Source organism: Blautia sp. ZXY-1-C6 (assembly GCF_056339875.1).
Genome location: NZ_JBWJVQ010000172.1, coordinates 1 through 22585 on the forward strand (window position 1 = coordinate 1; position 22585 = coordinate 22585).

21 protein-coding genes and 1 pseudogene are annotated in these 22585 nt (G+C 42.1%); 2 read left to right on the forward strand and 20 right to left on the reverse strand.

Annotated elements, in window-relative coordinates; all coding sequences use genetic code 11:
* Nucleotides 1–62: 62 nt before the first annotated feature.
* The 6 genes and pseudogenes from acsB to AC075J_RS08880 all read right to left on the reverse strand — a co-directional run bounded on the left by acsB (nt 63) and on the right by AC075J_RS08880 (nt 6648).
* The gene (gene acsB / locus AC075J_RS08855) at nt 63–2189 is read right to left on the reverse strand and encodes an acetyl-CoA decarbonylase/synthase complex subunit alpha/beta (protein ID WP_476390250.1); all 2127 of its coding nucleotides are present in this window, start codon (nt 2187–2189) and stop codon (nt 63–65) included.
* A gap of 23 nt (nt 2190–2212) precedes the next feature.
* Complete coding sequence (locus AC075J_RS08860; RefSeq protein ID WP_022380763.1) at nt 2213–2977, reverse strand: ATP-binding protein; 765 nt, start codon at nt 2975–2977, stop codon at nt 2213–2215.
* Nucleotides 2978–3021: 44 nt separating this feature from the next.
* Nucleotides 3022–4916, reverse strand: a pseudogene (cooS, locus tag AC075J_RS08865) (anaerobic carbon-monoxide dehydrogenase catalytic subunit).
* A 277-nt stretch (nt 4917–5193) separates the two neighbouring features.
* Entirely contained in the window at nt 5194–5964 is a 771-nt protein-coding gene (locus tag AC075J_RS08870; protein ID WP_008703890.1) for an ATP-binding protein, read from the reverse strand.
* A 92-nt stretch (nt 5965–6056) separates the two neighbouring features.
* A complete protein-coding gene (locus AC075J_RS08875; protein ID WP_008703891.1) occupies nt 6057–6239 on the reverse strand; it encodes a CooT family nickel-binding protein in 183 nt (60 codons plus the stop codon).
* Between the two features lie 13 nt (nt 6240–6252).
* Nucleotides 6253–6648: a DUF8180 domain-containing protein gene (locus tag AC075J_RS08880; protein WP_022380761.1), complete on the reverse strand. Its 396-nt coding sequence runs from the start codon at nt 6646–6648 to the stop codon at nt 6253–6255.
* 345 nt (nt 6649–6993) lie between these two features.
* Here AC075J_RS08880 and AC075J_RS08885 point away from each other — a divergent pair, with 345 nt between their 5' ends.
* Nucleotides 6994–7821 (forward strand): aldo/keto reductase, encoded by an 828-nt coding sequence (locus tag AC075J_RS08885; RefSeq protein WP_008703893.1) that lies wholly within the window; start codon nt 6994–6996, stop codon nt 7819–7821.
* 190 nt (nt 7822–8011) lie between these two features.
* Here the strand turns inward: AC075J_RS08885 and AC075J_RS08890 are convergent, their stop codons facing one another.
* From AC075J_RS08890 to AC075J_RS08905, 4 genes are read right to left on the reverse strand one after another with little or no spacing between them, the layout of a single operon-like run.
* Nucleotides 8012–9031, reverse strand: a complete 1020-nt coding sequence (locus AC075J_RS08890) for an NAD(P)H-dependent glycerol-3-phosphate dehydrogenase (RefSeq protein ID WP_008703894.1) — start codon at nt 9029–9031, stop codon at nt 8012–8014.
* Nucleotides 9032–9045: 14 nt separating this feature from the next.
* The gene (plsY, locus tag AC075J_RS08895; protein ID WP_022380760.1) at nt 9046–9690 is read right to left on the reverse strand and encodes a glycerol-3-phosphate 1-O-acyltransferase PlsY; all 645 of its coding nucleotides are present in this window, start codon (nt 9688–9690) and stop codon (nt 9046–9048) included.
* A 2-nt stretch (nt 9691–9692) separates the two neighbouring features.
* Complete coding sequence (der, locus tag AC075J_RS08900) at nt 9693–11018, reverse strand: ribosome biogenesis GTPase Der (protein WP_008703896.1); 1326 nt, start codon at nt 11016–11018, stop codon at nt 9693–9695.
* Nucleotides 10981–12363 (reverse strand): DUF512 domain-containing protein, encoded by a 1383-nt coding sequence (locus AC075J_RS08905; RefSeq protein WP_055052418.1) that lies wholly within the window; start codon nt 12361–12363, stop codon nt 10981–10983. Before AC075J_RS08905 ends, der begins: the two co-directional genes overlap by 38 nt.
* Nucleotides 12364–12678: 315 nt before the next feature.
* Between AC075J_RS08905 and AC075J_RS08910 the strand changes: the two genes are divergently transcribed.
* A complete protein-coding gene (locus AC075J_RS08910) occupies nt 12679–13848 on the forward strand; it encodes a ribose-phosphate pyrophosphokinase (protein WP_118339546.1) in 1170 nt (389 codons plus the stop codon).
* A 127-nt stretch (nt 13849–13975) separates the two neighbouring features.
* On the opposite strand, the gene pgeF is transcribed toward AC075J_RS08910, so the two are convergent.
* From pgeF to AC075J_RS08960, 10 genes are all read right to left on the reverse strand, one after another.
* Nucleotides 13976–14827, reverse strand: a complete 852-nt coding sequence (gene pgeF, locus AC075J_RS08915; protein WP_118587739.1) for a peptidoglycan editing factor PgeF — start codon at nt 14825–14827, stop codon at nt 13976–13978.
* 60 nt (nt 14828–14887) lie between these two features.
* Entirely contained in the window at nt 14888–15253 is a 366-nt protein-coding gene (locus tag AC075J_RS08920; RefSeq protein ID WP_025577073.1) for a YraN family protein, read from the reverse strand.
* Nucleotides 15254–15362: 109 nt separating this feature from the next.
* Complete coding sequence (locus tag AC075J_RS08925) at nt 15363–16118, reverse strand: ribonuclease HII (protein ID WP_008703905.1); 756 nt, start codon at nt 16116–16118, stop codon at nt 15363–15365.
* A complete protein-coding gene (ylqF, locus tag AC075J_RS08930) occupies nt 16115–16960 on the reverse strand; it encodes a ribosome biogenesis GTPase YlqF (protein WP_020994042.1) in 846 nt (281 codons plus the stop codon). The genes AC075J_RS08925 and ylqF overlap by 4 nt, the downstream gene beginning before the upstream one ends.
* 6 nt (nt 16961–16966) lie before the next feature.
* On the reverse strand, nt 16967–17572 hold the full coding sequence (gene lepB, locus AC075J_RS08935) for a signal peptidase I (protein ID WP_022380756.1): 606 nt from the start codon (nt 17570–17572) through the stop codon (nt 16967–16969).
* A gap of 73 nt (nt 17573–17645) precedes the next feature.
* Complete coding sequence (gene rplS / locus AC075J_RS08940; protein WP_008703911.1) at nt 17646–17993, reverse strand: 50S ribosomal protein L19; 348 nt, start codon at nt 17991–17993, stop codon at nt 17646–17648.
* A gap of 127 nt (nt 17994–18120) precedes the next feature.
* Nucleotides 18121–18996 (reverse strand): methionyl aminopeptidase, encoded by an 876-nt coding sequence (locus AC075J_RS08945; protein WP_008703912.1) that lies wholly within the window; start codon nt 18994–18996, stop codon nt 18121–18123.
* Nucleotides 18997–19204: 208 nt separating this feature from the next.
* Nucleotides 19205–20137, reverse strand: a complete 933-nt coding sequence (locus AC075J_RS08950) for an OmpA family protein (protein WP_044955916.1) — start codon at nt 20135–20137, stop codon at nt 19205–19207.
* A 15-nt stretch (nt 20138–20152) separates the two neighbouring features.
* Nucleotides 20153–21793 (reverse strand): MotA/TolQ/ExbB proton channel family protein, encoded by a 1641-nt coding sequence (locus AC075J_RS08955; protein WP_119246003.1) that lies wholly within the window; start codon nt 21791–21793, stop codon nt 20153–20155.
* A 430-nt stretch (nt 21794–22223) separates the two neighbouring features.
* Nucleotides 22224–22585: histidine phosphatase family protein (locus tag AC075J_RS08960; protein ID WP_476390251.1), on the reverse strand; the 362-nt coding region annotated here is incomplete at its 5' end.

Sequence of the window (22585 nt, forward strand, 5' to 3'; positions counted from 1 at the left end):
CCCGGAGACGTTTAGTGGCTTCCGCATTGCCCATCTACGACTCCGGGCAAAACCACCAATCTTTACATCATCGGATCAAGAGCTAATGCCGGATGGCCTTTTTCTGTAAGGAATCCAACCAGTGTCTCCGGATCAGTAGCGATTGTTTCATCACCGATCATATCTGTAAAGTTTTCAATACCATAGAGTTCATTTGCTGTCTTATTAAGACGTTCAGCAACAAACTCTTTCAGTTCTTTCGGCATCCATACGATACGTTCAATACCGCCTTCTGCCTTCATGAACTTCTTGGAGCTGATGAAATGTTTACCATGTCCCATGAAACCAGGTGTCTGAACACCACCACCTGTCATGGATGCCATTTCTGAGAATGTCATTCCAAGAGGTGTCATGCCTGCATACTCACGGTTAGCGATAACAACACCATTGGAGAATGGCTCGATACCGCAGATACACTCGAAGCATCCGCATGATGTCATAGGATCCTGCATAATAGAGTACAGTGTAACGTGCTCTAATGCACCCTGGGATAATTTCTTAACAGCTTCATCTACATCTTCATAAGAACCAAGGTTCTCATCAATAGGTCTTTCTTTTGTGATTACCTGGCAAGGTCCGTTTGGATCCAGCTCGTTGGTAGCTTTTGCATCCAGCCATGAAACAGCACCGCAAAGTCCAAGTCTCTCAGGTGTAACAACACATACGTGAGACGGGGAGAATGCCTGGCAGAGGATACAGCTGTAATATACATCTACAGATTCGTCTGTCAGAGTATTCAGACGGTCATCACGTTTCTCGAAGATCGGGATAGCAACTTCATGACGGATTCTTGTACACTCAGCAGGATCTGTATAAATAGTAACTTCACATTTATCAACAACTGCGTCAAATTCATTCTTAACCTGTGTATAGAGAACTTCACCGATATGTTTGATCTTGAAGCCTGCAGCAAATGCATCTTTACTGATACGGATTCTCTGCATATCTCTCTGTCCTGTATGGTATACACCTTCGATACAGTTGATGTAGTTATGGAACTTACGCTCGATAACAGGTTCAAAGTCAGGCTGCATGTTTTTACCTGCAACTTTAACAACATATGCAATGCTGTTCTTGCTGCCAAGTTCCATGTCATCTACTTCCGGACCAACAACTGTAATCTTATGGTCTTCTACTTCACTTGCATCACATGTATGTACAAGCTCTGCACAGTCTACACGGGAACCATCGAATTCAACCTGCATGTCTTTACGACGGATAATCTCACCTTCGAATGCAGATGCGAAAGCAACCGGGATATCGATGTTTGTAATTTTAATCTTGATGTCACGTGCTTCCAGAGAAGTCGCATTCCATTTGGAGATGTCTTTCTGGCAGATCAGGCTCTTCGGTACTCTTGCAACATCTTCCTGGTTTGTGATAACCGGGAATCCAAGAGCGATAGCGCCTGCACCACAAGCTACGATCACATCATTTAACGGTGCAAATGCATTAACAAATGCAGGTACACGTTTCATTGTGTAATCCATCAGAATTGCAGCATCACCTGGTTTTACGTTACCGAAGATAAGAGCTGCACGAAGTGCTACAGATACTACATGGATAACTGCTGTAACGTCTTTTCCAAGCGGGATAACACGTACGTTAGCACCTGTCTTGTATCCAACTTCCTCTAACTGGTCAATAACATCACCAACCAGAGTGATCAGGATACCCTGAGACTGATAGGATTTAACAAGGTCTGCTGCTTCCTGAGCGGAAGGAGCTTTTCCAAGGATAACTGCTACACCAGGGATATCGCCTGTTACAAGCGGTACACCAAGTTCACGGATCACTGCATCTGCAAGATGTCCGTAGCAAGGAGCTTCATAAGGAACTGCTCCGTCAATATATTTCAGAACTTCGATAAATTCTGCGCAGAGAGCTGTAGCAACGCCTGACATAAATACGTCATTTGTTCTTTTCTCTCTTGTCATAAGAGTTTTTACTACTGCAAGAGCATCTTTTAACTCTGCAAGAGTTCCAACCTTTGTTCCTGTTACTGCATAGTAGCATGGTAAAGAATATGCTGTATCAGGGAAGCTGACTGCTTTGTCAGCGCCGTATTTTTCAATTGCCTGGTTGATGGCACCCTCTGTAAGTCCATAAACCGCGTCGTTTCCCGCAAAAACACTTTCAAATAAAGTCACTTGTTCTACCTCCTAATATATGATTACTGACGATCTATCTTTTCTTTTATTTTAATGATCTCATTGGTAACTGTCTTGCTGAAGTCATACGGGGATTTTCCCTGTCTGTCTGCATCAATTACCTCTGTGTTGTAATGAATCATACCTAAAAGATCTTCCTGTGGAATCCGTTCTCTGATAAAGTTTTCGTCATCTTCATTGCGCACTTTGTTTGCGACAACCTTTACCTGAGACACTCCTAAATCTTTTGCCAGGCGCTTTACATTTTTATATGTCTGCACACTCCTTGCACCTGGTTCGATCACTACGATAAATGCGTCAACTCCTTCTGTGGTTCCTCTGCCGAGATGTTCCAAGCCGGCCTCCATATCAAGAATTACTACATCTTCTCTTCTAAGTACCAGATTATTGATAATGCGCTTTAACATTACATGTTCCGGGCATACACATCCGCCACCGCCTGTCTCGACAGTTCCCAGGACAAGGAGCCGTACGCCATTACAGACCTTACCATATTTCTCCGGAATATCGTCTACTTTCGGATTCAGATGATAGAACTGATTTCCTGCTGTAGCCCCTGTACGTTCTTCCACCAGCTTACGCATCTTTGAAATCGGTACAATAGAATCCAGAGTTTCTTCATCAAAGCCTAATGCAAGACCAAGATTCGCATCCGGATCCACATCTGCTGCAAGTACCGGTCTGCCCTCTGCTGCATACAACCTGGCCAGCGTTGCTGCAAAAGTGGTTTTGCCTACGCCGCCTTTTCCTGTAACTGCTATTTTCATTTTACGTCATCCACCTTTTATTACATTTTTAAGATCACAGCAGATTAGATTCCTAATGCTGTTCTCTTCTCTTCGATTCTTTCGATCATCAGATCAACTAATTTCTCAATATCTGTTTCTACTGTATAAGCAGCTCCTGTCCATTTTCTTGTTCCCTCTGTAAGAAGCTCTCCCATTTCTGAAGAACCGGGAAACATATGGATCAACACCAAGGAATGTATCAATACCGGTACCTACTACATAGTTACCGATGGATACAGCTTTTTCAGACATCCACTCAGGAGCACATCCAACTACAGGAAGCTGATTGATCTGAAGACCTGCATCTTTTGCAAGTTCAGCAGCAAGGATCATCATACGGGAAAATATCTACGCATGATCCCATGTGGAGTACCGGTGGGATATCAGCCAGTTCACAGACACGTTTCAGACCTGCACCGCAGAGATCTTTTGCAGATTTGTCCATAAGACCTGCTTTTGCAGCTGCCTGCGCAGAACATCCGGAAGCAATGACAACAATATCATTGGCGATACATTTCTTCATCAGTTCAATATGTGCATAGTCAGGACGGATCTTAGGATTGTTACATCCAACCATAGCAACAGCACCACGGATAACACCGGAAGTGATGCACTCAAGTAATGGTTTTGTTGTTCCTGTCTCATCAACCTGAGAGTTTGTAACACCGTCAAGAACCTTAACGATTGCTTCTACGGAATAACCAACTGTAGCTTTCTGTTTCAGCTGTGGGATATGTACAAGTTCAGGTTTTCTGTTCTTGAAGTTGTCAATAGCCATCTTGACGATTGCTTTTGCATTCTCTCCTGCTGTCTCAGCATTGAATCTGATAAATTCAGCATCAGGCATCTGAGCGATCGGAGAAGTTGTGATAAATTTAGTATGGAAGCATTTGCTTAAAGGTCCTAATGCAGGGAAGATACACTGAACATCTACTACGATCGCTTCGCAGGCACCTGTCAGTACTACATTCTCCTGCTGCAGGAAGTTACCGGCCATCGGAACACCGCGACGCATAGCTACTTCGTTTGAAGTACAGCATACACCGGAAACAGTGATTCCTTTTGCTCCTACAGATTTTGCATAATCGATCATTTCTTTGCTGTCTGCATATTCACAGATCATCTCGGAAAGACTCGGATCATGTCCGTGTACAACGATGTTTACATTCTCTTCAACCATTACACCAAGGTTAGCTTCAGTGTCAATTGGCTTCGGAGTTCCGAATAAAACATCAGAGAACTCTGTTCCCATCATGGAACCGCCCCATCCATCAGCCATACCGCAGCGGATAGACTGTTTTACAAGAGCTTCCGGAAGAGAAGAACATCCCATATGAGCCATATGTAAAGAAGTGGAAACCTCACGGTCGATCGCACGTGGTGCAATTTCATTTTCAATCAGTTTCTCTTTCTGTCCTGCAGGCATTCTGTCAAGGAATCTCTGATATCCAAATGGTTTACCATATTCCATCAATCCTGTCTCAGCCATTTCATGAGCCAGATCATAGATATCTTTTCCTTCTGTCTCTACGCCCCATTCTTTTGCGATACGGATCAGTTTCTCAGGATCTTTTACCTGATAGTTTCCGCCGTCTTTTGCACAATATAATGTGTGGCAGATTTCACGACCGTGATCAGAGTGAGTAGCTGCACCACCTGCTGTAAATTTCAGGAAGTTTCTTCCTACGATACCATGAACGTCACATCCGCAGATACCTCTTGATGCTTTAGGGGTAATACGACATGGTCCCATAGCACAGATACGACAGCAGACACCCTGCTCACCGAATTTACAATGTGGAGTCTGTTTTTTTACACGAAGCTGCCATGCGTCAGCTCCAACCTTTGCACCTGTCTCCAAAAGTCTGGCAGTAGCCTCTTCAAACTCTTCCACTGTAGTTAATTTGAATTCACTCATTATAGACCTCCTTTAATTCTGGTTTGTGTATTCCTTTAAGATACACATTTTTATTTTATTAATAATCCCACAGGCAGGAAATCCCGGTTATCTATAGGTTATCTATATCTGAAGAATTGGCTCCGTTAAAGATAACTGTGATAACCCATCCCATCCCCTCCCATGGGTTATTTAACTTAAAAAATAAAGATGTAAACTTGTATTTATCTCTGCATATATAGATTTCCTATGCGCAGAAACATCCCTCATCGGATTCTCATCCGACAAGGGGTGTTTCTTATAATTTTAAATTATCAACGATTGCACGAAGTGCAGTCTTGACAGGGTTGTCTTCCGGAAGTGTGCTTGTAGGACGTCCTTCACAGTCATATTCATAAACTGTTTCATCCTGTGGAACAACACCAAGAAGTGTCAGTCCCTGATTTGCAATCTCTTCCTGAATTCCCTTATTCAATTCTCCTTTCGGAGCTCGGTTAATGATCAGACCGACTGTATCAGGATGCATATCACATTCTTTAATGAGTTCTGCAATCCTGCCTACTGCCTGTACGCCTCTTCTGGAGCAGTCGCTGACCAGAATGGCAGTCTGCATGCTCGGAAGAACACCTCTGCTGATATGTTCCATTCCGGCTTCATTATCTACAACAATATACGGATAATTATTCTGGTATTTTGCAAGCTGAGTCTGAAGAAGACCATTAACATAGCAGTAACAGCCTTTTCCCTGAGTTCTGCCCATGACAAGAAGATCAAAATCATCATCTTCTACAAGCGCATCTTCAAAACGCATTTCCGCGTAATCAGCCTTAGACATTCCGGTAGGAATTGGATTCTCTTTTGCAAGCTCTGCACGTGCAATTTCTTCACGCACATCGCCAAGAGTTGTCTCTACCTTTACGCCAAGAACCTCATTGAGGTTTGAGTTTGCATCAGCATCTACTGCAAGAATCGGCCCTTTACCCTTTTCACACAGGTACTGGATCAGCATTCCGCATAATGTTGTTTTTCCCACGCCGCCTTTTCCTGCGACAGCAATTACGTGTGCCATAAAACCAGGTGCCTCCTAAATCTGTCTTAGTATTCTTTCTATAAATAAAAAATGATGTTAAGGTCAAAAGGTGTTTTGTCCCTATCTTAATATCAGTCACATTTCAGTTTCACAATACTGTTGGCAAGGTCAACCATTAAAATAGTTCCCTCGACCACTCTCTCATCTCCCATAATATCACGGAGAATCAATTTATTCCCATCCACATCTATACGGGAAACATTTTTAAAAATAACAGAATCGTCACTTTCTTTATATACAGTTGCCAGACACATGTGATGTCGCCTCCTATTTCATCTCTTCTTTAACAAGTGTTAAGGCAAGTCCAAGTCTCATATTGCCTTTCTGAAAATCTGCAACAGCTTCCTTAATAGTCTTACATGCTGCATCCATTCCCATCTTGGCAAGGTTATCAGCCATCTGATCCAGTTCCTGAGCATGATGCTCATTGTGCTGAAGCATATATGTCAGAAGAGCCAGTGTCTCATTCTTACAGTCACCTTCACTGCAGGATCCGCAATGAGCAGTATCACAGGCATGATCTGCATGAGAATGTCCATGATCATGACCTTCGCCATGAGTATGCTCATGAGTATGAGTCATACCATCTTCATGGGTATGTTCATGGGTGTGTCCATGCCCATGCTGGACAAGATTCCCATTTTCATCTTTGATTAAATGCATGGTTAAATGCTCCCTTCTATTGAAAAATACACTGAATTTATAAAATTCAGTCTTTTTTTATGACAATAAATTATCAATTTACTGATATTATACATCTTTTTTTTCGTTTCCGCAAGCCATTTAGCATAAATAATCACTAAAAAAATTTTGAAATATATGCTTTGAAATAGCTTTTTTCACAAGAACTGTTAATACTTTAACCATTATGTTATATTGTTAACAATGTACTCTTGCAAAAACTTAATAATTTTTATGTACTTCTGACACATTTTTATGTTATACTTGGACCAGATTATCGGGCAAAGCAGCTTGCCCAAAGTGTATATAGGAATTGGAGGAATTGTTTTGGATAATACTGTTTTTCTGAATACAAACAGAGAGATGCCTTTACTCGGACTGGGAGTATACAAAGCCACCGGGGAAAATGAGGCAGAAAATGCTATTATTTCTGCTGTTGAATCAGGATACCGTCTGATTGATACAGCCTCCGTATATAAAAACGAAGAAAATGTAGGACGGGGAATCGCCAGCTGTGGAATACCGCGAAATGAACTTTTTATTACTACAAAAGTATGGAATACCGCACAGCGTCTGGGAGACATTCAGGGTGCTTTTGAAAGAAGCCTGGACCGGCTCAAACTGGATTATGTGGATTTGTATCTGATCCACTGGCCGGTTCCGGGATGTTATCTCAGCACCTGGAAAGTACTGGAGGAAATCCAGAAATCCGGGCGGGCTCTTTCTATCGGTGTCAGTAATTTTGAAATCCGTCATCTGGAAGAACTGGAAGCCAATTCCGGAATCATACCTGCTGTAAATCAGATTGAATGCCATCCTCTCTGCTATCCGAAAGAGCTGATTGATTATTGCCAGGATAAAGGAATCCAGGTACAGGCATATGCCCCGCTTGCAAGGGGTGCATATCTTGATAATGATGTTATGTGTGTACTCGGAACTAAATATGCCCATACTCCTGCTCAGATTGGTCTGCGCTGGGCTACCCAGAAGGGAATATCAGTAATCCCGAAATCCGTACATCCTGACCGCATCAGAAGTAACGGCAATATTTTTGATTTCACAATCGAACAGGAGGATATGGATCTGATCGATACTCTGAACGAAAATTTCCACAGTTCACATGTTCCCGAGGATTTAAGGGACATTGCATTCTGATAAATATTAACAGAAAAAGCATTTTATCATGTAATATAAACGCAAAAAGCAGATGTATTTATATAACATCTGCTTTTTGTATTTATCATCTCTGTTCATAAAATTTCCTGCAAATGATGCATTTGAGAGTTTTTTCTATAACATCTCAGTTAGAGCATTTTCAGACACACTCTAGCAGTTCATTGAATGATTACTGTCCGTCTTCCCATGGAAGCATCGGCGTCTCCACTTTCTTATCTCTTACCATAAGGTCAATCACCGCTTCCGCTGCACTTTTTCCTTCGAACAGGACTTTGTTTATTTCTGTGATGATCGGCATTTCCACATCATATTTCTCAGCCAGTTCTTTTGCTGCTTTTGCGGAATAGACGCCTTCCACGATCATTTTCACTTCAGCCATCGCCTGCTCCATGGTATATCCTTTTCCCATCAGATATCCGGCTTTCCGGTTACGGCTGTGGACACTGGCACAGGTAACGATCAGATCTCCGATTCCGGACAGACCATAAAAGGTTTCCATACGTGCTCCCATTTTAACACCCAGACGTGAAATTTCTGCAATTCCTCTTGTGATCAGGGCTGCTTTGGTATTATCGCCGTATCCCAGACCATCTGCGGTTCCGGCCGCCAGTGCGATCACATTCTTTAACGCTGCGCCAAGCTCCACTCCCAGCATATCCGGCGTGGTATAAACTCTGAAAACAGGGCTCATAAAGATTCCCTGCAAATATTCTGCTGTCTCTCTCTGGTGAGAACTTACCACACAGGTAGTCGGAAGTCCTTTTCCAACCTCTTCTGCATGGCTTGGGCCGGAAAGCACAGACACATTTGCCTGTGGAAGTTCCTGTTCAATGATCTCGCTTAAAGTAAGAAGAGTTTTTTCCTCCACACCTTTGGCAACATTTACAATTTTCTGTCCGTTTTTTACAAAAGGCGCCATACGCTTGCAGGTACTTCTGGTATAAGGCGAAGGAACTGCCAGAATTGCCACATCTGCATCCCGCAGGCTTCTCTCAAGATCTATTGTGATATCAATCGGTTCAGGAATCTTTACACCCGGAAGTTTGCTCACGTGTTCCCGCTTTTCTCTTAATGTTGTTATCTCCTCCCCAAGCGCCGACCAGAGAATCACCTCGTGTCCATTATTGTAAAGAAGGATAGACAGGGCAGTTCCCCAGCTTCCCGCACCAAGCACACTTATCTTTGCCATATAAATACCTCTTTTTATTTATTTTTTTTGCTTAAATAAATTTTACTTTCTGTCCCGTCAAGAAGCCGTTTTATGTTCTTTTTATGTCTGTAAAATGCCAGTACTGTCAAGAGTCCCATAACAATATAAAGCTCGATCATATGATAAGAATCCATATGATAAGAACCCATCTGTCCAAATACGATCATACTGATAAATGCAGCCAGATATGCACTTACCGAACACAGAGAAACATAGTGTGTCAGGAAAAACAGTCCGAAAAATACAATTGCACAGATCACAAAAATCCGCCAGTCAAAAGCAATCACAAGTCCTACAGATGCAGCTACGCCCTTCCCGCCCTTAAAATTAAGATAAAACGGAAAATTATGCCCCAGAATACACCCAGCTGCTGCATAAAGGCCCAGCAGCGGCAGAATATCTCCATAAGAATTTCCGAATATTGCCCTTACGATCAGGATGGCCGCAATACACTTCAGACAGTCACACAACAGATTCAATGCCCCGGCCTTTTTGCCAAGTGTACGCAGTACATTTGTAGAACCCAGATTTCCGCTTCCCTGTTTGCGGATATCAATATGATAAATTTTTCCTAAAATGTATGCGGTCTGAAAAAGTCCACATGCATATCCAATTGCAATACAAATCAGGCGTTCCATGATTATTCTTTTTCACCTCGTTCACGAATAATGAATTTCAGTGATGTTCCCGCAAATCCAAAGGCATCCCTGATCTTGTTCTCCAGATATCTGGTATAAGAGAAATGCATCAGCTCTTTGTCATTTACAAAGATAACAAATGTAGGCGGTTTGACAGCCACCTGTGTCATATAGTAAATCTTCAGACGTTTTCCCTTATCAGACGGAGGCTGCTGCATTGCCACTGCCTCAGAAAGGATTTCATTCAGGACACCCGTCTGGATACGCAGTGTCTGGTTTTCGATAACCGCATCGATCGTTTCAAACATTCTGGAAATCCTGAGTCCTGTTTTTGCAGAAATAAATACCAGTTCCGCATATGGCATATATGCCAGAACCTCGCGGATTCTGTTTGTGTGCTTATAAATAGTCTTATCATTCTTTTCAATGGCATCCCATTTATTTACGGCAATGATAACACCCTTTCCTCTTTCGTGGGCAATCCCTGCGATCTTGGCATCCTGTTCTGTAACACCCTCTGACGCATCGATCATTACAATGACAACATCCGCACGTTCTACTGCAGTCACTGTACGGATCACACTGTATCTCTCAATCTCCTCTTTGACTTTTCCCTTACGGCGAAGTCCGGCAGTATCAATAAAGATATAATCCTTTCCCTGCCATTTTACTCTGGTATCTACCGCATCTCTTGTAGTTCCGGCAATATCAGAAACAATCACACGGTCTTCTCCCAGAAGTTTGTTTACCAATGACGATTTTCCTACGTTTGGTTTTCCCACAATGGCAATTCTCGGGATTTCATCATCTTCTTCTGTATCTGCATCCTCAGGGAAATGTTTTGCCACTTCATCCAGCATATCACCCAGCCCCATACGGTTTGCCGCAGAAATCGGAATCGGTTCACCGATACCAAGGTTATAGAACTCATAAACATCCATCATAAATTTCTGGATACTGTCTACCTTATTCACAACAAGGACAACCGGTTTGCCGCTGCGTCGGAGCATATCTGCCACCTTCGCATCGGAATCCACCAGTCCCTGATGAACGTCTGTGATAAAGATGATAACATCTGCCGTATCAATGGCAATCTGTGCCTGCTCTCTCATCTGAGAAAGGATGATGTCACTGCTGTCCGGCTCAATACCGCCTGTATCGATCATGGTAAATGTCTTGTCCAGCCATGTCACATCTGCATAAATTCTGTCTCTTGTAACGCCAGGTGTATCTTTTACAATAGAAATCTTCTCACCTGCCAGCGCATTAAACAATGTGGATTTACCTACATTAGGTCTGCCCACTATCGCTACTACCGGTTTGCTCATATATCTGTCTCCTTCTTATCTTTTTATGGTCTGGTACTTCGATCAGACAGTTTACCAGGTCAGCACCTGGTTCATCTACCACTACAACTTCCGTCTTAAGAGCCTGTCTGACATCTTCCACCGTCAGGTCATCCAGAAAAACATCCTCGCCGCTTCTGAGCATATTGCATGGGATCAGTACTTTTTCTCCCAGATTTCTCTGCGCAAGCTGATCCATAAGATCAGTAGCTGTAATCAGACCGGAAACTGTGATCTTCTCTCCAAAGAAATTATTCTTTACTGCATATACTTCAGCCTGGACATTCGGAAATTTCTTCTGTACCAGTTTTATCATTTTACCTATATAAGGCGCTGCCAGCCGTCCTGTTGCAACAGTGGCATTTACCTCTCTGTCATCGCCTTCAAGCTGCTCAAGTCTCTCTTTTACCTCTGTTTCAAGCAGACGCATCATACCAACACCATTCTCCAGCTGAAGGTATCCGTCATATCTGCCCTCCTCAGGAAGTTCATATCCTGCAAGAATATACCATTCATCCGAAGCATGTACAAAATGAATACCATGCTTCTTCACCATGATCTTCTGCCACCGCTCTACCTGACTGATCAGATACCTTGCATCCTCTTTATCAAAAGATTCCAGTGGATACAGACCTTTTCGATACCTAGAAAGACCTACAGGTACGATTGAAACACTCTGCAGTACAGGCGCATATTCCGACAGTTTTTCCAGACTGTATTCCAGTTCATCCCTGTCATTAATCCCCTTGCAGAGCACAATCTGCCCGTTCATGGTCACATCACCTTTATAAAGCCTGTCAACTTTTGCAAGGGCATCTCCGGCAAATCGATTATGGAGCATTTTACAGCGAAGCTTGGGATTCATAGTCTGAAACGATACATTGATCGGGGAAAGATGAAACTTGATAATACGATCCAGATCATAGTCACTCATATTGGTAAGGGTAACATAGTTTCCCTGCAGGAATGACAGTCTGGAATCGTCATCTTTAAAATATAAAGTTTCTCTCATACCGGGCGGCATCTGGTCTATAAAACAGAAAATACAGTGATTGGAACAGGAGCGGTACTCATCCATAAGACTGTTCTCAAACTCCACGCCAAGATCATCTTCATATTCCTTTTCTACTTCCAGTTCCCATTCCTCGCCATTCTTCTTTCGGATAAGGAGCGTAACAAATTCGTCATTCATCAGATAACGATAATCAAACACATCCTCTACCGGCTGGCCGTTAATGGAAAGCAGCGCATCTCCCGGTTCCAGTTCCAGTTCTTCTCCGATGCTGTCCGGAAGAACTCTGGATATTATGTGTAAATTTTTTTTCATGAATTTTACTCCATTGGAATGTAACCGGAAATTGTGTGTGGGATAAACTTTTCCGGCACATTTTGTTTCTCGATCATTCAGGAGCCGCTGATTTATTTACTGTGCAGGCACAGTAACTTTCTGACATTTACTCCTGATATCATATGACAGTAATTCCGGACAAAATATACCTGCGCCCAGAATCCACTATCTTTTATATCATAACAATTGTAAAAGAAAAAATCAATAAATTCCTTGACGTATTTTAGGGCAAATGTTATATATTATATTGAAATCTATTTTTTGAGTATAAAATCACTACTTAGGAGGAGTATTATGCCAAACATAGAATTGTTGGAAAAATCCATGCCGGTTGCACCTATCCGTATTGCAGCTCTTGGATGCAGAGAACTTGCAGAAGAAGTTGACAGAAAACTTGTTAAATTCCGTAATGAGCTGGTTGAACGCAAACAGCTCAGTGTTATTCCTCAGGGATACAGCGAAGAATCATTTATTGTAGAATGTGAATGCCCCCGTTTCGGAACCGGTGAAGGTAAAGGTTATATTAAAGAATCCGTTCGTGGCACTGACCTTTATATTATGGTTGATGTGACCAATTACAGTGAATCTTATACTGTATGCGGACACGAGAACCATATGTCTCCTGACAACCATTTCCAGGATCTTAAACGAATTATTTCCGCTGCAACAGGCAAGGCACACCGTATCAATGTAATTATGCCGTTCCTTTATGAAGGCCGCCAGCACAGACGTACTAAAAGAGAATCTCTGGACTGTGCACTGGCACTGAAGGAATTAAGCGATATGGGAGTTTCCAATATCATTACCTTTGATGCCCATGATCCACGTGTCCAGAACTCTATTCCGCTGAATGGTTTTGATAACTTTTTCCCTACTTATCAGTTTTTAAAAGCTCTGATCAAGAGTGTGCCGGATCTTCGTGTTGACAATGACCATCTGATGATCATCAGCCCTGATGAAGGTGCCATGTCAAGAGCTGTATATTTCTCCAATATCCTTGGAGTAGATATGGGTATGTTCTACAAACGTCGTGATTACTCTACAATCGTCAATGGAAAGAATCCTATTGTTGCACATGAATTCCTCGGAGATTCCGTAGAAGGCAAAGATGTTGTAGTTATCGATGACATGATTTCCTCCGGCGGAAGTATGCTGGATGTTGCCAAACAGTTAAAGGAACGCAACGCAAAGAGAGTATTTGTATGCACTACCTACGGTTTGTTCACAGACGGTCTGGATAAATTTGATGAATATTACGAGAAAGGCTGGCTTGACAGAGTGATCACAACCAACCTGAATTACCGCATTCCGGAACTTCTCGAAAGACCATATTATGTAGAAGCAAATATGAGCAAATATCTTGCGAGCATCATTGATATCATCAATCATGATGTTTCCGTTGAGAAGGTTCGTTCCAGCAACGAAAAGATTATGTCTCTTATGGAAAAAGTAAATTCCAGATAGTTTTTCCGGCATACTGAATACGAAAAGGGGAGCTGTTAACCAGCTCCCCCTCTTTCGTATTGTACAGTTAATCTGCAAATTCAGGATTACTCACTTCGCACTGTTGTGCTTATAACAATTTCAGGTTTTATGAACGTATGCCAAGAAAAGCCCCAAGATTTCCCCTTTTTCCATGGGAAGCCCTGTGAGAAAAGAGAAACTCAGGATTACAGCAGGTACAGAGATTTGGCATGGAAATGTTTTCTTCCGGGATTCCCGCTTCCAGAAAAATAATCTTGTTTGCCATCCACAGATTTAACTGATATTTTCCGTTTTCTTTTCTGTAAAACAGCCTGTTCCGGTATTTCTTATCAAAAACCTTTTCAAATTCTTCAATCACATCTTCGCTGACTTCATAACACTCCTGACAGATAGACGGTCCGATGGCCACTTTCAGATCTTTCGGATTACTTCCATACTCTTCAGACATCTTTTCTATGGTAACTGCACCGATTTTCTGAACCGTACCTCTCCATCCCGAATGAGACAGTCCGATTGCGTGATTCGCCGGATCAGCAAAATACAGTGGAACGCAATCCGCATAAAAGGTTGCAAGAACCAGCCCCGGAACATTTGTGATCATTCCATCTGTATCTGTATAATCACGCGGGATCACAATTCCCTTTCCGCGGTCTTTCTCTGTTACTTTCCGCACATTGTTGGTATGAGTCTGATCAGATGTAACGATGCTGTTCATATCAAATCCCATAGCATCAGAAATCCTTCTGTAATTTTCTTTCACGCAGGACTCCTCATCACCTCTTGTAAAACTCAGGTTCATAGAACTGTAGATTCCTCTGCTCACTCCGCCAAAGCGGGTGCTGAATCCATGAACAAGCCAGTTCATTTCTTCATATGCGGGATATGTAAGAAATGTAACATCTTTATTGTTTTTTACATTCATCTTTGGAATCTGTTCACTGTTCCATTTTATCTTCATATTTCATTATTCCCTTCCTGCTGTATGGCAGATTATTCATCAAAGCAGTTTCTATAATTATTAGAGGATTGTAATATATTCAAACGCATTCTTAACCCAGTGTATTTCATCCCCGTCAATTCCTGCCACATCGAAACGGCATGGGATATCCACATTGTGATATTCCACTGTAAGAAAATACCTTGCCACCTTACATATGGTTTTCTGTTTAGCAGGATTTACTGCAGCCAGCGAATAACCGGAACTATTGTCTTTCCTGTATTTTACCTCAACAAAAACAAGATATTCTCCATCTCTGGCAATCAGATCAATTTCTCCAAATCTGCATCTGTAATTATATCTCAGAATAAATAATCCCTGCTGTTTCAGATAATCAGCAGCTTTTCGTTCGTAACAGCTTCCGGTAGACCGGGTATTTTTATGCAAATTCTTCCATCCATTTCTTTTTATATTATATGTAGGCATCTTTTGTTGTTACTGTGCATCACTCAGTGTATTGCTGTGTACTGAAGGATAGTAACCCTTTTGCGACTGTTTATATGAAATGTGTAATAAAGGTCTTTCTGTGGATCGGGGTTTCTCCATATTTTTTCAGTGCCGCAATATGATCGGCAGAACCATATCCCTTATTTGATGCAAAGCCATATTCCGGGAACACTTTATCATATTCTTCCATCATTCTGTCCCTTGTCACTTTTGCAACAATACTTGCTGCTGCAATGGAAACACTCTTTGCATCTCCCTTAATAATGGGAACCTGTGGAATGGTGATCTGAGGAATCGTGACTGCATCATTGAGAAGAAGCTGAGGAACCACTTCCAGTTTACTTACCGCCTCCCGCATTGCCTCATAAGTAGCCTGAAGGATATTGATCTCATCAATACGCTCCGGGCTGCGCATACCGATTCCTACTGAAACCGCTTCCCTCATAATCACATCATACAGTTCTTCTCTTTTGGAAGCACTGAGTTTCTTGGAATCGTTCAGATAAAGGATCCGGCTGTCCTGTGGCAGAATTACTGCACATGCCACAACCGGGCCTGCAAGGGGGCCTCTTCCCACTTCATCAATTCCGCATAAATAACCAAGATGTTCATATTTATGCTCATATACCTTCATATTTTCAATACGCTGCTTCTCCGCTTCCAGAGCTGCTTCCTTTTTGCGGCACTGTGCGATCAGCTTTTGCACACCACTTCTTGTATCTTCTTTATAAATTTCATATAAAGCCGGGTAGCTGCTCATATCTGCTGCAGCAAACTCGGCTTTAATCTCAGCTATTGTTTTCATAATGGCGCCCACTCCAATGTGATCCGCCCCATTTTTCCGGAACGGAAATCATCAAACAGTATCAGCGAAGCTTTGGCATAGTCCAGCTCTTCCTGCTTTTTCAGACACCCTCTGGCTCTGGCAATCGCCTCCAGAACTTCCACAGAAGTTCCCTCCTCTGTGATCTGATATCTCTCTGCCAGAATCCCTTTATAATTTTCGCGCAGATAATCGATCAGCCAGAGTGCCAGTTCCTCCATATTCAGAATGTCATCTTTGATAGAACCTACACATGCCAGACGGATTCCCACCTGCTGGTCTTCAAATTTCGGCCACAAAATACCAGGAGTGTCCAAAAGTTCTACTCCCTTATTCAGACGGATCCACTGTTTTCCTTTCGTAACTCCCGGCTTGTTTCCGGTCTTTGCACAGGCCCGTCCTGCAAAGGTATTGATAAATGTAGATTTTCCTACATTCGGGATTCCCACTACCATAGCGCGGATCGGACGGTTTTTAATACCGCGGCGTCTGTCTCTTTCTATCTTTTCCTTACATGCTTCCTGGATCACATTATTGATTGCTTTCATTCCGGAACCATTTCTGGAATCTACTTTTACAACATAAAATCCCTTTGCCTGAAAATAAGTTTTCCAGGCTTCATTCTGGCGCTCGTCAGCCAGATCTGATTTATTAAGAAGAATCAGTCTGGATTTATTTTTTCCCAGTTCATCGATATCCGGGTTTCTGCTTGAAAGAGGTACGCGGGCATCCACAAGTTCAATGATCAGATCGATCAGCTTAATGTCCTCCTGCATCTGTCTCTTTGCCTTGGTCATATGACCAGGGTACCACTGTACGTTCATATACACCTAACCTTTCAAAAATCCAAATTTATCTTTCGGGGAAATGACAAACCATACCTTTCCCACAATATATTTCTTATTGATATTTCCGATATCACCATACCGGCTGTCCTCACTGTTATTTCTGTTATCGCCAAGTACAAAATACTCACCGCTTTCCAGAGACACTCCGTCGGATGCCAATCCCGCATTACTGATTTCAGGAAAATTCTTATTTTCATTATATACTTCTCCGTTGATCAATACTGCTCCGTTGGATATCTGTACAGTCTCACCGGGCAGACCGATCACGCGGCCGATATGCAGAGCCGCATCATCACTTCCACTGGTTTTATATACAATGATATCTCCCCGTTCAGGTGAGGATACTTTATAAACAGCCCTGTTTACAAAAAAGCGTTCTCCAACCTGCAGTGTGGGCTCCATGGCACTCTCCTGTACAGTCACTGATTGAAACAGCGCAATTCCCGCCAGAATTCCAAAAATGAGCACTACCGCTATCTGAAATATCCAGTTAAGGATTCCCCGGACTTTTTTATCTTCAAGTTTTGTTTCCAGCATATCTCTGGTCTCTTTCAGTGCCGGACTATCTTTCCATTTTCTGATATTCATCCAAATCTCCTGACAGATGGAAAAAGAGGGACAATACACAAGTTATTGTCCCTTCTTCTGCTAATTCATGAAATTATTTAACAAGCTCTTTAACCTTAGCTGCTTTACCTACACGATCTCTTAAGTAGTTCAGTTTCGCACGACGTACTTTACCACGACGGATAACTTCTACTTTTACTACATGTGGGGAATGAAGCGGCCATGTTTTCTCAACGCCTACTCCGTTAGAGCTCTTTCTTACAGTAAATGTAGCTCTGTTGCTTCCGCCCTGTTTCTTGAGAACTGTTCCTTCAAAAACCTGAACACGTTCACGGTTTCCTTCTTTAATCAGTGCGTGTACTCTTACAGTATCACCTGTGTTGAATGCCGGTACTTCAGCTTTTAACTGAGCTGCTTCGATGTTTTTGATAATTTCGTTCATTGTATTTTTCTCCTATTCTTATATGGATGTTCTTAATACATATCCTGTAACAGAGGACCATCTTTTTTCACAACAGTTGTGATTATACTATATAGCCTGATGTATTGCAATACTTTTTGCAAATTTTTTACCAGCAGATTACTTCACATCCTGTTTCCGTAACCAGAACAGTTACTTCCCACTGGGCTGAAGGAAGTCCGTCCTCTGTACGGACTGTCCACTCGTCAATCTCATCCGTATAAATTTCATCGCTTCCCATATTTACCATCGGCTCTATGGTAAACATCATACCCGGAACCATCAGGACACCTGTATTCTCTTCAGAAACAAAGCTTACCCATGGATCTTCATGGAACTCAACTCCCACACCATGTCCACCGATTTCTCTGACTACAGAATATCCGTTTTCTACTGCATGTTTATGAACTGCACTTCCCATATTTCCGATCGGAGTCCATGGTTTCACCTGGGAAATACCAATCTCAACACATTCTTTTGTGACCTTGACAAGTTTTTCTTTCTCCGGACTCACTTTACCGATGCAGAACATTCTGGACGAGTCAGAATAATAACCATTATATATTGTAGATACATCAACATTGATAATATCTCCCTCTTTCAGAATCTGCTCTTCATCCGGGATTCCATGGCATACCACTTCATTTACAGAAGTACACACGCTCTTTGGAAATCCTTCGTAATTTAACGGTGCCGGGATTCCCCCATGCCGTACAGTCTCTTCATGTACCCATCTGTCAATCTCTTCAGTGGATACACCTGGTTTAATATGCTCTTCCACATAATCAAGAACTGCGATATTGATTTTGCAGCTTTCTTTTATTTTCGCGATCTGTTCGGGTGTTTTGATCAGATCATGATCGATCACTGCATATCCTTTCTGCTTCATTATTTCCATTTTTTCATCAAATGCCTCATGGCATTTTTTATATTTTTTTCCGCTTCCACACCAGCATGGATCGTTTCTTCCAATTTTCAAAGACATGATAATTCCTCTTTCTTTTTTCTTATGTAGGGTACAGCGTATCAGCACCATTACAGGAAACTGTGTACTGTTTTATCATACCACATTTTCTCTCGGAAATGTGAACTGTTATTGGTAAAATTACTCGTTATCTTTCGTGAATTGTAAGAAAAAGCATCTGCATCAAAGCATTTTTCAAACACACTCCGGAATTGAAAAATCCGGCAGTTTAATTGCTGCCGGATTTTTCAGAATCAGAAGTCTTATCTGTATTCATAATCTGATTAAGCTCATTTATCATCTCATCATCTTTCAGACGAAACTTTACTTCCACTCGTCTGGATGCATCCTTATCTACATTCCCATCAGAATCCAGAACCGGATTGGCTGAACCATGACCATTTACGGTCAGATAATTCTGAAGTTCTGAAATCTCATCAGAACTCAGGAAGTTCTCCCTGATTTCCGTCAAATACTGTGCAACTGCGAGAGAACGTTTCTGAGAAAGCTCCAGATTGTAATCATAGTCTCCGTCTGTGTCTGTATAACCGTCAATGATGATCTCAGCCAGATACTTCTTATAATCTTTCTGAAGAAGCACTTTACAGTAGATCGGAAGGATATCTGCAAGTTCCTGTTTGCCCTCATCTGTCAGTTCTGACTTATCATAGTCAAATAATACATTTGCATTGAGGGTAAGAGCACCTGTCTGAGCATCAATATCAACACTTACATTGTTTTTGGAAAACTCCTTCTGCAATGCTTCAATAACATCTGCCTTGACACCGATGATATTATCAATTTTCTTCTGCTGTGTGGCAAGAAGAGATGTTTTCTCATCGAGACTGTCCTGCTGTTCCTTTAACTGTGCTGCCAGTTCTGCAAGAAGCTTTTTCTGCTTGTCAAGCTGTTCATCCTGGGAACTCAACTTACTGTCCTTCTCGTCCAGCTCGCTCTGCTGTGCCAGAATCTCTGCTGTGTACTGCTCCTGAAGAGCTATTTTATCATCTCTCTCTTTTATGCTCTCATTATAGCTTTTCTGAGCCTGAAAAAGAGTTACACACATGATCAGTATAAAAAGGAGCAGCACACCGGCCATCATATCAGAATAAGATCGCCAGACATTAAATCCGCTATCTTCTGATTTCTTTCTTTTGCGCATATTTTTCTCCTTTTTCTATTTAAATAAGCTGAATTTACCTTTCTGGTTTTTGGAAATATTTTTCATATTTTTGTTCATTTCCTCCAGAAGTGCCTCCTGACGTTCGCTCTGTTCTTCCAGAAGCCTGCGTATTTCTTCTGCGGATTCTTTCTGCGCCGCACTCTGAGCCGCCTTTCCGCCGGAAAGATAAATATTGTTATCCTCTTTCTGAACAGAAATGTCTGCAAAAAGTTTGCGCACCTCTTCCATTGTTTCATAGGTCATCTTCTGATAAGATACAAAGTCCTTCATTTTTGCATCCAGTTGTTCCACCAGTCTGCGGTTCGCTTCAAGCACATCTTTTCCTGCCTGATTTGCGGCAGAAACCTTTTCCATTCCCTGTGCAGCAGCTTCCACATACTTCTGCATTGTCTGATTGCAGGCAACCCAGAATTTGGCAGAAGATTTCTCGGATTCATGCAGATAATCCGCAATGCGCTGATAATCCTGCTGCTGAAGCTTCTGGATTTCCTGATTATCCTGTGTGATTCTTGTTGCCGTAGACATATAACGGCCCTGAACCTGTCCCAGTTCATTTACAAGGTCTTTCATAGCTTCGCTCTGTTTTGCATAAGAGGTATTCAGCTGATTACTCATCGTCTGATAGAGCCTTGTAGTATAATCAATATTTTCTTTCTGCGCTTCCTTCAGCTGTACAAGAGCTTCATTGAAATCTGTGAACTGCATTTTAAATGAACCGTTCATCTCCCGCAAAAAAGTACGCAGGATATCCTGAACCACATCCTCCTGACATTTTGTTACAGATTCTGTCAGAATCTCCAGAGATTCTGTCATCTTCTGGAAAGTAGGATTGATTGCTTTCTCAAAACTCTCTGCCATCTGTGAGGTAAGCTGCTCTGCCATCTGTTTCATGGCTTTTGTCTGAACCTTCTGACTTGCAAGCATCAGGTTTCTTGACTCGCTCTCAGCCGCCGGAAGTACATAAAGATGAAATCTCTCCAGAAACCCCTGAAGCTTCGCATCCATTCCGGAATAAACGCTTTTCATTCCGGAACTGTAGATCAGTGCAAATGCAATTCCATAGATAGAAGTAAGGAATGCTACTTTGATACCATCTACCAGGGCAGATACAGAGGTAGTCATTGTCTCATAGCTGGATGGCTCAAAACTCTTAAGCCCCCATACCAGACCAATAAAAGTACCAAGAATACCAAGGCTGGTAAAAATATCCGGTGCCATTTCCAGAATCTTCTTATGTACATGAAGATCAATCTCGTCCTCATTTATGTAATCTTCAACATCTCCGATTCCTTCCTGGTTTTTCTCCATGGCATCTACAAAGCTGTCCATTCTGTCATCCAGATATTTATGTTCAAACATCCCCTTCAGGCAGGAAAGATCTTCGCTTTTGGCTTTTCCGGGTACTTTGAATATACTGGAAAGCTCCTGCGTTCCTCTTGCAAGAGCCTCTCCAATGCTGTCTACCCGAAACATACCGCCAAACAGTCCGGCCAGATAGATCACAGCCATAACAGCGAGGAATGCAAAGTTATAAATCATCGTGCCTGATGAACCATTCCCGGTCAGCAGCGTCATGGCAACACATCCGCCAAGCACCACCAGAAAAAGAACCGTATTCATAATTTTTTTGCCCATAATACACCTCCTGTGATTATTTGCAGATTCTGCACAAAATTACAGACAATTTCCTTTTTCGTATATCATATCACAACGTCATATCTGTCACAAGTAAAAATATAGTTACTGTTCACAGTAACGTAGCCAAAAGTTACTGTTCACTCCGTTCTCAGTAACACGCTTCGCGATGCACAGAATTTATGCTAATCGCATAAATTCGCGCGGTATATCTCGGGTTTTCTGTGACCTTCGCTCACAAAAAACACCTCGCGGGATATTACCAGTGAACAGTAACAGCCAAAATTCATTCCAGATTGCCTGCGGCAATGGAATTTTGGCTTGTATGTCTCGGGATAGTGGTGTGTAAACAATAACAAAATATATTAAAAGTCCGGCAGAAAAGCTGTACTCAAAGCACAGTTGTCCACCGGATTATTTTACAGAATTGTTATATTTCAGAATAAACTTTATCTTCTTCCAGAAATCTAGCTTTTCCATCTTTTACTTCAAGCAGATTGATACTGCAGTTTGGAGGCACACATCCATGCCAGAAATGTTTCGGATCCTGATAGACATTCTGAAGCAGTGCACGAACTGCACATCCATGAGAAGAAACAAGAATTGTTTTGTCTGCCAGAGCAGAATCTGTCGTTTTCTCCACCCAGAATTCTCTGGTGCGTTTCAGGATATCAGAAATGTTTTCGCCGTTTTGCAGGACGTTCAAATTTCTGTGGCTCTTCAAAGAAAATTTCCATTTCATGGCTGATGATCTTCCCCTGTTCATCCTTAAACCGGCTTCCTTCAAGAACT

Bases quoted from the DNA above. Each gene is read 5' to 3' on its own strand.
- AC075J_RS08890 (WP_008703894.1), bottom strand. From the start codon at position 9,031: ATGGCAAAGATAAGTGTGCTTGGTGCGGGAAGCTGGGGAACTGCCCTG.
- AC075J_RS08950 (WP_044955916.1), bottom strand. From the start codon at position 20,137: ATGCGCAAAAGAAAGAAATCAGAAGATAGCGGATTTAATGTCTGGCGA.
- rplS (WP_008703911.1), bottom strand. From the start codon at position 17,993: ATGAACGAAATTATCAAAAACATCGAAGCAGCTCAGTTAAAAGCTGAA.
- pgeF (WP_118587739.1), bottom strand. From the start codon at position 14,827: ATGAAGATAAAATGGAACAGTGAACAGATTCCAAAGATGAATGTAAAA.
- der (WP_008703896.1), bottom strand. From the start codon at position 11,018: ATGAGCAAACCGGTAGTAGCGATAGTGGGCAGACCTAATGTAGGTAAA.
- AC075J_RS08910 (WP_118339546.1), top strand. From the start codon at position 12,679: ATGCCAAACATAGAATTGTTGGAAAAATCCATGCCGGTTGCACCTATC.
- AC075J_RS08870 (WP_008703890.1), bottom strand. From the start codon at position 5,964: ATGGCACACGTAATTGCTGTCGCAGGAAAAGGCGGCGTGGGAAAAACA.
- plsY (WP_022380760.1), bottom strand. From the start codon at position 9,690: ATGGAACGCCTGATTTGTATTGCAATTGGATATGCATGTGGACTTTTT.
- AC075J_RS08925 (WP_008703905.1), bottom strand. From the start codon at position 16,118: ATGAAAACAATAGCTGAGATTAAAGCCGAGTTTGCTGCAGCAGATATG.
- ylqF (WP_020994042.1), bottom strand. From the start codon at position 16,960: ATGAACGTACAGTGGTACCCTGGTCATATGACCAAGGCAAAGAGACAG.
- AC075J_RS08905 (WP_055052418.1), bottom strand. From the start codon at position 12,363: ATGAAAAAAAATTTACACATAATATCCAGAGTTCTTCCGGACAGCATC.
- AC075J_RS08955 (WP_119246003.1), bottom strand. From the start codon at position 21,793: ATGGGCAAAAAAATTATGAATACGGTTCTTTTTCTGGTGGTGCTTGGC.
- AC075J_RS08880 (WP_022380761.1), bottom strand. From the start codon at position 6,648: ATGCATTTAATCAAAGATGAAAATGGGAATCTTGTCCAGCATGGGCAT.
- AC075J_RS08875 (WP_008703891.1), bottom strand. From the start codon at position 6,239: ATGTGTCTGGCAACTGTATATAAAGAAAGTGACGATTCTGTTATTTTT.
- AC075J_RS08945 (WP_008703912.1), bottom strand. From the start codon at position 18,996: ATGTCTTTGAAAATTGGAAGAAACGATCCATGCTGGTGTGGAAGCGGA.
- lepB (WP_022380756.1), bottom strand. From the start codon at position 17,572: ATGAATATCAGAAAATGGAAAGATAGTCCGGCACTGAAAGAGACCAGA.
- AC075J_RS08860 (WP_022380763.1), bottom strand. From the start codon at position 2,977: ATGAAAATAGCAGTTACAGGAAAAGGCGGCGTAGGCAAAACCACTTTT.